Below are 10208 nucleotides of genomic sequence, written 5' to 3' on the forward strand. Positions count from 1 at the left end.
GCTTACAGAACTGCTTGTGAAGCTCTAGAGGATGAGTTCAAGTAAATGTTGCACTTATTCTTGCAATTTATCTTTAAAAAAAGATGAAGCGACAACAATAACGAGTCCCATGCATGCCGCTATACACATGGGGATCAAAGGGGCAAAAATTATAGAAGTAAAATACAATATAATCTGTAGGAGGTTTAAACTTCCGTTCAAGCCCCATATAATTCCACCCGGAAGCATAAACATCAAGCCTATTAAAAAATTCAATAAGTACATAAACATGAACTTGCTGGTGATAATATACGAACTTTTAACAGGTAAGGATTGGAGAATTTCCATATCTCGACTGCCAAATAAAATGCCATTCGAATAAAATACTGTCAAAAATAATATTGAAAAACTTGAGACAGAGACCATATATGCTGGAATCAAGTTCTGCTGTCCGACGTGTACCAATGTTTTCGCTGTTATTATATTATAAACAAAGCAAAATAAGGAAAGAGTTATTATGCCAAAACTCGCAATAGCCATTGAACTTTGTTTTTTATTTCGTGAATCTCTAATCACGTTAATAGGAAAGAAATTAATCAATTGCGCTTTAAGCAGTATCCAAATGTTACTCATTGTTCTGCACCTCCATGAAAAATGCCTCCAATGATTCATCACCTTTGACGTCTCCTGTATTGCCACTTGCAATTAACTTTCCATTTTTGATAATGGCAATCTTATTACATAATTTTTCCGCAACATCCAATACATGGGTTGAAAAGAAAATAGCACCTCCATCTGAAACACACTCATGCATAATTTTCTTTAGTAGGAAAGTTGCTTTGGGATCTAGCCCAACAAAAGGTTCATCTAAAATCAACAGTTTGGGAGAATGTACAAGTGCAGAAATAATGGCTGTTCGTTGCTTCATTCCATGTGAATATGAAGAAATTATCCCCGAAAGATGATCAGTCATATCAAATAAATCACCGTATTTTTGTATTCTCTCCTTGCGTATTTTTGTAGGAATTTCAAACAAGTCAGCAATAAAATTAATATATTGAAGTCCTGTCATATGTTCATACAAATCTGGATTATCTGGGATATACGCCATCATTTTTTTACAAATAACAGGTTCTTCTTTAATAGAATGACCGTTGATAATTATACTTCCGTCTTCAAAATCATGGATACCGACAACTGCCTTTATCGTTGTCGTTTTGCCTGCACCATTTGCTCCAATAAAACCATAAATATCTCCAGGCTGTACTGAAATAGATAGGTTATCCACAACCTTCTTGTCCCCATAACTTTTACTAAAATTCTTTATCTCTAACATATTTTCACCTCTATTGACAATTTGTCAGTCATATTTTGAAATAATACCGATAGCTTGTTTTGATTTAGCTATCGGTACATAGTTCTCTTTACAAACATTCTATCTTTTTTAATTGCTAAAGAGTCCTTTTGTATTTAGATTTTGTTCCAGCATTATCTTAAATGCATTCAAGTAATCTTTGACAGTTTCTTTCTTTGAAGTTTTTATACCTATGTTATTTGAAACAAAAACATAGGCTGTCATCAGAAATTCTGCTGTTTCTGATGGATATTTTACAGAAAATACTTTTTCTGAGATGCCTTGATTTATTATCCTCTCAAAATATATAGTCAGTTTTTCAATGAGCTTATGAGATAACTTATCTAACATATAACGATTTTCTTCAAGATCAACCGTCTTTTGTAACTCAGTTCCTTCCGCTGAAACGTTATCTGTAGAGATTATTGTGGCATCTATAAAGGCTCTTATTTTTTCAATAGCAGTTTTGTCATCATCATAGACAATCACGTGAATAACACTCAATAATTTCTCTGAATAACGTTCCACGAGACAATACAGAATATCTTCTTTATTCTTAAAGTGATAGTATAGCAAACCTCGTGATATATTTACCTTATCGACTATATCCTGAGTTGTTGTGTTCGCATATCCTTTCTCCATAAAGAGGAGCATAGCAGCGTCCATAATCTCAGCCCGTCGAATTTCCGGATCTTTTACATCTCGCATTTTATTCCTCCTGCTTATAAATTATACTACTCTACTGACAAATTGTCAATTATAAAATTACCTTTTTGAGGATACCAAAAAAACCTTGACACTAAGGCTTTTTCGTTAACATTTTTTCTAAGCTCGTACAAGCAGTGATGCTGCCTCAACATGTGCTGAGAGCTTTCTTCTATACTAATAGACGAAAGGGTGTGAAAATGATTTTTAAATGATACTGTGGAACGGAACAGTAGCCCTAGTATTGACTACTGTCGTTTCTATTCATATTGGCTATTCTAGGACTGAGATGAAAAAATCTATAAATGCTCAGAATAAAATTGAACCCGCAAATCTCCCCAAAACAATGGTGAGTCATGTACTTGTATTATTCCGAAAAAATACACCTCTGGTGCAGTGAGACAAATTGGTGTATCTTATAGTGGCTTCGTAGATGAAAGCTATACTCTACTATCACTCTTTGATGATGTAGAACAAATTGAAAAAGATAATAGACTTCAGACAGCTATTGATGTTGTCAGAGAACAGTTTGGTTTTTTAGCCATACAAAAAGGAACCGTCCTAACTGAAGGTTCCAGAAATATTGAACGCAGTAAACTTATCGGTGGTCATTCCGCGGGTGGATTGGAGGGATTAAAATGAAACAAGAAAAAAATACAGTACAATTTTCAGAAATCCGTAGCAAAGGATGTAATGATATTGAAATGCTTGAAAGATTTTTACATGGAATCGTTGAAACAGCAACTTCAAAACTTCGTCAGAGAAAACTCAAAACAACTGAAATATCGATACGACTAGTACATGCTAAATCTGAAAACCGATTACCATTGGAATTTACATTTAGCATTAAGCCAACAAGCTCATCTGTGATAATCTATACTGAGGTAATCAATCGCTTTAAAGAATGTTACACAGGTGGGGGAATTCAAGGTTTTACGATTCAATTTGATAAAAATACCCTTGCCTCTGCATAGAAAGGATTTGATATGATTGACCGTTCATATTTACCATTTCAATCAGCAAGAGAGTACCAGGATACAAAGATGCAAAAATGGATGGGCTTTTTCCTATCTGAACATGCATCAGCACTCTCTGATGATACAAACAAAGTAACGTACATGTCTGACTTATCACTAGAGAAGAAATTATTACTCCTCAGTCAAGTATACGCCGGGCAGCTACGCACACGCATTCAAGTGATTGAAAAAAACAAGCGTGTTTCCTACACTGGAACAATACCAAGTCTGACCAAAGATTTCATTTTGATAAAAACTACAACAGGTCACATCAATTTGAAATTAAAAGACATTATTAGTATTGAACTTGTCGAGGAGGTGCTCTATGAATCAGCTTGAGTTTCAGCGTAATCACCTACAAATGGACTATTATAGCGAGAGCTACCAAGATTTTGAACGTGACTTCTACCGCTACTCTAACATGAATATTCCATTGACCTTCCTAACTGATGATATCCTAAAAACAATGGCGACTTCACGTAAGAATTACTTTGTCCTCAATAAGGAAAAGTCCAGAGATAACCGCGATCACTTCTTCATATTTGAAGTAAGTACCGTAGATGAGAATCCGCTAATCTATCATTATACATATAAGAAAACTACAATATATTTAGCAGAAAAATAGGAGCAGTTCAATTGACTGTTCCTATTTTTAATATTCATAAAATCTAAAGTCTTTATACTCTTTAACAATGGAGTCGCCAACCAGAACAGACTATACTGACCAGCGACTACCTTAAATTTAATGTTTCAGATTTATTTTCTTATCTCTAATTTCATAAACTACATCTGCTACATTTTCGAGTAATCGTTTATCGTGGGTGATAAACACGATAGTTCCGGTGTACTCCTTCATTAGTATTTCCAAAGCCTCTAAACTTGGTATGTCAAGGAAGTTACTGGGTTCATCCATTATTAGGATGTTATATCTACCCATGAGCATTTTAGCAAGCAACAATTTTATAATTTCTCCACCGCTTAAAACAGATAAACTTTTTCCAATATCGTTCTGTTTGAACCCCATAGATGCTAGCACTGAACGAATTTCTGATATATTGTAGTCACAATCCTTCTGCATAAACTCCATAACATTCTGATTACTGTTGTACTTGTAACCATTCTGTGCAAAGTAACCTATTTTTGCCTTAGGCGAAATAGAAATTCCTTCTTCATGGTTTAAGATCATTTGGATTAAAGTTGTTTTTCCGATTCCATTACCACCAGTTAACGCCACTTTTGCTCCTAACGGAATTTGAAAAGATGCATTTTCAAACAGAGCCTTATCCCCAAATACTTTATTAATTTCTGCACCGACTATAGGGTATGGATTATGGAGCTCCAATGCTTTACTTTGCCTGAAACGAATTCTGCGAATGCCTTCCGGAGCTTCTACTTTTCCTAAGGCCGCAATCCTGTGCTCTAGGGTTTTAGCAGCATTATACATCTTTTTTTCCTTACTTCCTATTGATTTTTGATGAGCTAAACGCCCTCCGTCTTCAGTACTTTTTTTCTTTGAAGAACCTTTTGCCTTCTGTTCTATTTTACGAGCCTGTTTTCGCTTTTCCTCCGCAGCCCTTTCCAATCGGGCACGTTCCGCAATAAATTGTTCGTATTCTGCAGCTTGGCTCTTACGTTCTTCCTCTTTCTGACGAAGATAATCAGAATAGTTTCCCCAATACTCAGTGATTTTGCCATCTTTCAGTTCCCATATTTTATCTACTATTTCATCAAGAAAATAGCGGTCATGGCTAATAACTAACAGTGCACCTGTAAAATATTTTAGCTGTCCTATTAGAAAATCAATTCCTTCACGGTCTAAATGGCTCGTAGGTTCATCCGCTAAAATACCATGAACCTGTGCCGATAAGGCCTGTGCTATTTTAAGCCTTGTTTCTTCACCACCGCTCATAGTCTGTATATTTAATTGCTCAACACCTAGCTTGCCTACAAGTGCAAAATCTTTTTCCTCCTGCAGAGTTACTTCGTCCAACTGGGGAATATAGGCAAGTTCACCCAGACGATTCATTTTACATCCTGGGGGAGTTAATTCTCCTAAAAGTACCCTGAGTAAAGTGCTTTTTCCAGCACCATTTGCTCCTACTAAACCAATACGGTCATAATCATATACTTCTAATTCATTTATATCTAAAACATCGCGTCCTTTGAATTCCACACGAATGTCTTTTGCTTTTAATATTAATTCCATAACATTTCCTCCTGTCTATAATCGCATGCTTTCATTTGCTTGTATGCAGGGAAAACCCTGCGATTTTAGCAGGAAGAGTTACATGAAAATAAGATACATAAATATTCCTCCAATATTGTTTATTTTAAATCTAATTTTCTAACCTCAGTTATCATTTGGCAAACTATAGCAATGCCAATAATTAAAATACCTGATAGTAAAAACCAATGATTTACACCGATTTTATCAGCAAAGAATCCAGAAAGAATTAACCCAATTGGCATAGCAAGTGACATGATACTTCCGATCAAAGAAAATACACGTCCTAAATATTCAGGCTTAATTTTCTCCTGAAAAAGAGCTGTTTGCACACCGCTATAAAATGGCACCGAAAGCCCCATTATTGCACAGCAAACTACGAATATTACAAATCCATTTGGAGGAAGTATTCCCGAAACGGCTAAACTGGTCCCCATTATAAAAAATGAACTTGTTATTAGTAATACATGCTTTTCGAAGCCCCCTAATCTTCCTAATAATAAGCCTCCTGCTAGCATCCCAAATGCAAAGGAAATTTCCGTAATAGAAATATGCACAGGCGTTCCATTAAAGTGTTCCATGCTTATTAAAGGAAATAGTGCATTGATTGGCATATAAACAAAAGTATATAGTGTTCCTAAGAGTAATAAGGCAAACAATCCTTTGTTTTGTCTCAGAACCACAACTCCTTCTTTCATCTCCCTTATGAAATTTGGTTCTAAACTTTGCACTTGATTACCCAGCTTAGGTATACGTACAATTGCTACCGTAATAGATGCAATCACAGCACCCAATACGTCGATGGCAATAATAGCATTTAAATCCCAAACGGAGTATAAGAGTGCTGCAACTGCCGGACTAACAATATAGCTTATAGACTGCAAAGACTGACTATAGCCTGCGCATTTCGTTAGCTGTTCTTCTGGTACTAAAAGTGGTGTAACCGCATTGATTGCTGGGGTATGAAAAGCTGTTCCAATGCTACGGATAAACAATACTATCATAATCATCCAGACAGGTAGCTCCATACAGAATGCAACAATAGCAAGCACTGCACCAGCTGCTGCGATAATTAAATCGGCACCAATCATTATCTTCTTCCTATCATGACGATCCACTAGCACACCAATGGCAGGTCCCAAAATCGCATAGGGTAAAAAACCTACTAATGAAGCCATAGACAAGACCATCGCAGATCCTGTTTTTTCTGTAAGGTAAAAAATAATCGCCATTTGCAGGATGGCACTAGTGATTAATGATACTGCTTGCCCTGCCCATATTGCATAAAATTTTCGTTTCCAATTGTTGTATTTTTCCATTTATATTATCTCCTGCATATTATTTTGCTTGAATTTCTATTTTGAATAGCATTCTAGGCAATAAAAAATGCAGGCCAAACCCCACAATGTGGCTTTTGGTCTGCATACATACAATTTGGAAACATTCATATTAAAGACATAGTTAAATAAAGGTATAGTTAAATAACCAATATCCTCACCGTAACTAATGAATGCTCAATATCGTATAAATAAGCACAACAAAAAAGCCTATCATCGGGTATAGATTCTGCTTTTTTTATTGCCAGCTTATCTTAAACGCATTGAGGCTGTCATAGTTTCGGTTCCTCCTACATCTTTGTTTATATCAATTTATAGTATAACACAACAAGATGATATGTTCAATATAAAAGTTATGGAATGAGACTCATACTTCCAATTCGATGCCAGATTTAAAGGATATGACGAAGTTTTCTTCATAGACTGTAACGCTCTGGATTATCTTCCTTAGTAGCAAGCGATTAGCTTTCACAAAATCTTCTGTTTGTAGTTTTAAAAATTCATCAGGATTTTCTAACTCAACCTCAAAATATTTCATTTTACATTCCCTCATTTCATTTATTGATAAATTGAGTTTGCAAAAAAGAGTGGACAATTTTTGTCTACTCTTAACCTTTAAAATAGTTTTTTTTAATCGATTTGAAGTTGCCTAAATTATTACTTATTCGGTAAAATGAAGTATTGCTTTCAACAGATTTCCTTCAACTACACTTCACTTGATTCAAACAAGGTGGGTACATTTCTATTCCCACAAACTCCTTGTCAATGGAAACAAACACGTACCCACAGGGTAAATGGAAATAGAAACTGATAATTTCTAGCTATCACTTCTACTCATTCCAAAAATTTTCTCACTCTGATACTTACCCACCATAAAGCAAAAAGCCTTGCAATCAAGGCTTTCATTATCCCTTTCGTTCAAAGGTTTCTAAGCTTTTACGAGCAGAGCGACACACTCAGCGGTTCGCTATCTCCGTTCTGTCTGCGTGCTAGCACTTGTCAATCACGGACAGCTATCGCATGGGCGGAAGTAAATGCTAATCTTCGTCGTTTTACTCCTTGACTAGCAAACTTACCGCCTCAACATGGGTTTTAGAGGACTAAATGGAGTCTGAATTGCCTGATAGAGATGTAGTATTGATTAAGCAATCAACAAATAATGTACAAAACAAAAATAAAGTACACTGCTTAATGAGTGTACTTTATCCTTCTAATTCAGTTTTATCAATGGTTTAACTCTAGTTAAGTCGATTAGTTAAATGAATTTAGACTATTGCTTTTTATAACGACTATAAATTGTATGCTCAATGCTATAATTTATCTTCCAAATCTACTTCTTCATAATTTATCGGAATTAAAGCAACTTCACTGCTTAGAGTAGATTGTTTTTCATTTTCACTTATTTGAATGGCATTTTTGAGTGAAAAAATAACTTCTCTTACAAGATTTAATAAATCTAATGCAAACTCTTGAAGTTCAGATTCAGTTAGATACAGTCTGGTTTCATTATTATCTTCATTATCTTCACTTCCATTAAAAATATTCAATGTTATATTAGTAAATCTATGCTCTAAATAATTTCTAATAATTTTCAATCGCTTTGAGTTTGGATTAGCTGTTAAAGAATTATCACCATTATCAAAATCTTTCTCTATCCAAAATATAGATGACAGACCAATATTCTTATCCAACATTTTATTTAAATCACTATTTGATCTCCAAATTGAATGGAAATTTACTTTTCGAGTTTCAATTTTTAAAGAATAATATTCATTTATAAACATAGCTACTTTATCTAATAATGAATATAGTGTTTTAAAAGATGCTTTTAATCCTTCAACTCGGATAGAGTATTGTACGTAGTCTAGACAATCAATAAGATCAACATTCTCGTCAGCATAATGAACCGAATCACTCTCAATGCTATTAAAACAGAGATAACGGGCATAAACATATTCTTGCTTAATTTGATTAAACATAGAAATATATTTGTTTAAATCTTTATCCGATTGAAATAATAAACTTGGTAGTAAAAGATTATCATCATATCTATTTATATCGTCAGCTTGTAAGTCATTAAGTGGATTAAGATACAGCCCGTTGTTCCAACACCATTCACGATACTTTTGTGAATTAGGATTATAATCGATTGTTTTACAAGAACATTCATCTATATCTTTATAATCAAGATATTGTTCGTAAAGTTCAATAAATCGCTTTTCTGCATAATCAACTCTGTTTGGATCTGAAACAGTTATGCTTGTTTCTATTAAATTTTTAATTTTTTTAATAAAGTGGAGGTGTTCGTTATCATTCAAAAAATTACGATAATGATCTAGACAAATAGCTAAGTTACCACTAGCCATTGTGAATCTTGGATTGATTTGTATACATTTACAATACATCTTAATAGCTAACTGCTTTCTACCACAAGCATCTAATAAATTTGCGTAATTAGTGTAAAGTGAACATAATAATGGGAAAACAAACCTACTGTTCTCAGAATTTATATCAACTTTATTTGAAATTTCTATAGCTTTTCTAAAGTAATAAATTTGTTGAACTGTAAAATCGGTATCTATGTTGAAAACTAAGTTATCACTTAGTTCAAATATATCAGCGTATGCTGTCCCAATAGAATAAAATAATTGAATTTTGGAAATATCATCAATAGTGTTTTCCATATTTTTTCCAAATTCTATTAGTCTATGGATTTCCTTTATATTTTTATGTTTAAAAGCATTATCGAAATCCATTGACAATTTAAGTACACTATGATTAATTGGATTATTTGTTAACATCTTCACCCCAAACTAAATATTTCGATTTTAAATTTGATTTTCCTTTATTTTCCTGTTCTTCAACTAACATATCAGATAAAAACTCTTTTATCATGTCCCAATTAAAATTCTCTTTAAATCCTCTACTACCATCAGAAGGAACATTTAATGAAAATGTTGCAAATACGGTTTCACAAGTTCTTCTTGGAAATTTTGCTAAGTAAGAATCAAAAAATGAATTTGAATACCTATAATGATGGCTATGAATAAAGTCTTTCCATGTATTTAGCATAGTCTCTTCGTCTATAATATCTATTACGGAAACTTCTTCAAGTGGTCGGTCTTCAATATTTCCCCATGCTTTTTTCATTAAATTAACAGCATCTACATCGCTCTTAGGAGCACTGTATCCAAAAATAGTTAACATATATGAATGATCGACAAAGTAATCTAATGCTTTCCAACACCAATTTATGTATCCATCGGAAGAATAGTCTTTGTTTTTTACGGGATACAATAATTTTGTTGGATTTAATTTTTTATAACATGTTGGGCAGTAGCAATCTACTCCTCCAAACTCAATATGTTCTTCACAAAACCCAACAGCTACATTCCCATGTAAACAAAGAATTTTTGGCAAGTTCAGAGTAATTTTTGAGCAGCGAATATAAGCCTGTATAAGTAAAGGGTCCCAATTAAACGTAGCTATACAATCTTTATTAGTTAAACTTAATATTAGATAAATTGTAAAATATAGTGCAACAAAAAAACTCATAGCGTTTCATTGGGGTAAACTGTAAGTATTCACACAAA

The 10208-nt window shown here is 33.8% G+C and carries 12 protein-coding genes; 4 read left to right on the plus strand and 8 right to left on the minus strand.

Annotation, left to right across the window (positions count from 1 at the left end):
* Nucleotides 1–54 precede the first annotated feature (54 nt).
* The 3 genes from K1J10_RS09155 to K1J10_RS09165 form a co-directional block, all read right to left on the minus strand.
* Nucleotides 55–612 (minus strand): hypothetical protein, encoded by a 558-nt coding sequence (locus K1J10_RS09155; protein ID WP_455906971.1) that lies wholly within the window; start codon nucleotides 610–612, stop codon nucleotides 55–57.
* Entirely contained in the window at nucleotides 605–1315 is a 711-nt protein-coding gene (locus tag K1J10_RS09160; RefSeq protein ID WP_002890485.1) for an ABC transporter ATP-binding protein, read from the minus strand. Before K1J10_RS09160 ends, K1J10_RS09155 begins: the two co-directional genes overlap by 8 nt.
* 108 nt (nucleotides 1316–1423) lie before the next feature.
* Nucleotides 1424–2041 (minus strand): TetR/AcrR family transcriptional regulator, encoded by a 618-nt coding sequence (locus K1J10_RS09165; RefSeq protein WP_049422424.1) that lies wholly within the window; start codon nucleotides 2039–2041, stop codon nucleotides 1424–1426.
* 393 nt (nucleotides 2042–2434) lie between these two features.
* On the opposite strand from K1J10_RS09165, the gene K1J10_RS09170 reads away from it, so the two are divergent.
* Genes K1J10_RS09170 through K1J10_RS09185 form a run of 4 tightly spaced genes read left to right on the plus strand, consistent with a single transcriptional unit; the run spans nucleotide 2435 to nucleotide 3679 of the window.
* A complete protein-coding gene (locus K1J10_RS09170) occupies nucleotides 2435–2680 on the plus strand; it encodes a hypothetical protein (RefSeq protein ID WP_001813542.1) in 246 nt (81 codons plus the stop codon).
* On the plus strand, nucleotides 2677–3012 hold the full coding sequence (locus tag K1J10_RS09175; RefSeq protein WP_000806926.1) for a DinB/UmuC family translesion DNA polymerase: 336 nt from the start codon (nucleotides 2677–2679) through the stop codon (nucleotides 3010–3012). The genes K1J10_RS09170 and K1J10_RS09175 overlap by 4 nt, the downstream gene beginning before the upstream one ends.
* 12 nt (nucleotides 3013–3024) lie before the next feature.
* Entirely contained in the window at nucleotides 3025–3393 is a 369-nt protein-coding gene (locus K1J10_RS09180; protein WP_000567222.1) for a hypothetical protein, read from the plus strand.
* Nucleotides 3380–3679, plus strand: a complete 300-nt coding sequence (locus K1J10_RS09185; protein ID WP_001072467.1) for a DUF5960 family protein — start codon at nucleotides 3380–3382, stop codon at nucleotides 3677–3679. The genes K1J10_RS09180 and K1J10_RS09185 overlap by 14 nt, the downstream gene beginning before the upstream one ends.
* A gap of 117 nt (nucleotides 3680–3796) precedes the next feature.
* On the opposite strand, the gene msr(D) is transcribed toward K1J10_RS09185, so the two are convergent.
* The 5 genes from msr(D) to K1J10_RS09210 form a co-directional block, all read right to left on the minus strand.
* Nucleotides 3797–5260, minus strand: a complete 1464-nt coding sequence (gene msr(D), locus K1J10_RS09190) for an ABC-F type ribosomal protection protein Msr(D) (RefSeq protein ID WP_000420313.1) — start codon at nucleotides 5258–5260, stop codon at nucleotides 3797–3799.
* Nucleotides 5261–5379: 119 nt separating this feature from the next.
* On the minus strand, nucleotides 5380–6597 hold the full coding sequence (gene mef(A), locus K1J10_RS09195) for a macrolide efflux MFS transporter Mef(A) (RefSeq protein WP_223356990.1): 1218 nt from the start codon (nucleotides 6595–6597) through the stop codon (nucleotides 5380–5382).
* 385 nt (nucleotides 6598–6982) lie between these two features.
* The gene (locus K1J10_RS09200; RefSeq protein ID WP_000873143.1) at nucleotides 6983–7153 is read right to left on the minus strand and encodes a hypothetical protein; all 171 of its coding nucleotides are present in this window, start codon (nucleotides 7151–7153) and stop codon (nucleotides 6983–6985) included.
* 772 nt (nucleotides 7154–7925) lie between these two features.
* A complete protein-coding gene (locus K1J10_RS09205; RefSeq protein ID WP_049422417.1) occupies nucleotides 7926–9416 on the minus strand; it encodes an LA2681 family HEPN domain-containing protein in 1491 nt (496 codons plus the stop codon).
* On the minus strand, nucleotides 9403–10170 hold the full coding sequence (locus tag K1J10_RS09210; RefSeq protein ID WP_223356991.1) for a hypothetical protein: 768 nt from the start codon (nucleotides 10168–10170) through the stop codon (nucleotides 9403–9405). Before K1J10_RS09210 ends, K1J10_RS09205 begins: the two co-directional genes overlap by 14 nt.
* Nucleotides 10171–10208 lie beyond the last annotated feature (38 nt).

Source organism: Streptococcus australis (assembly GCF_019930045.1).
GTDB lineage: Bacteria > Bacillota > Bacilli > Lactobacillales > Streptococcaceae > Streptococcus > Streptococcus australis_D.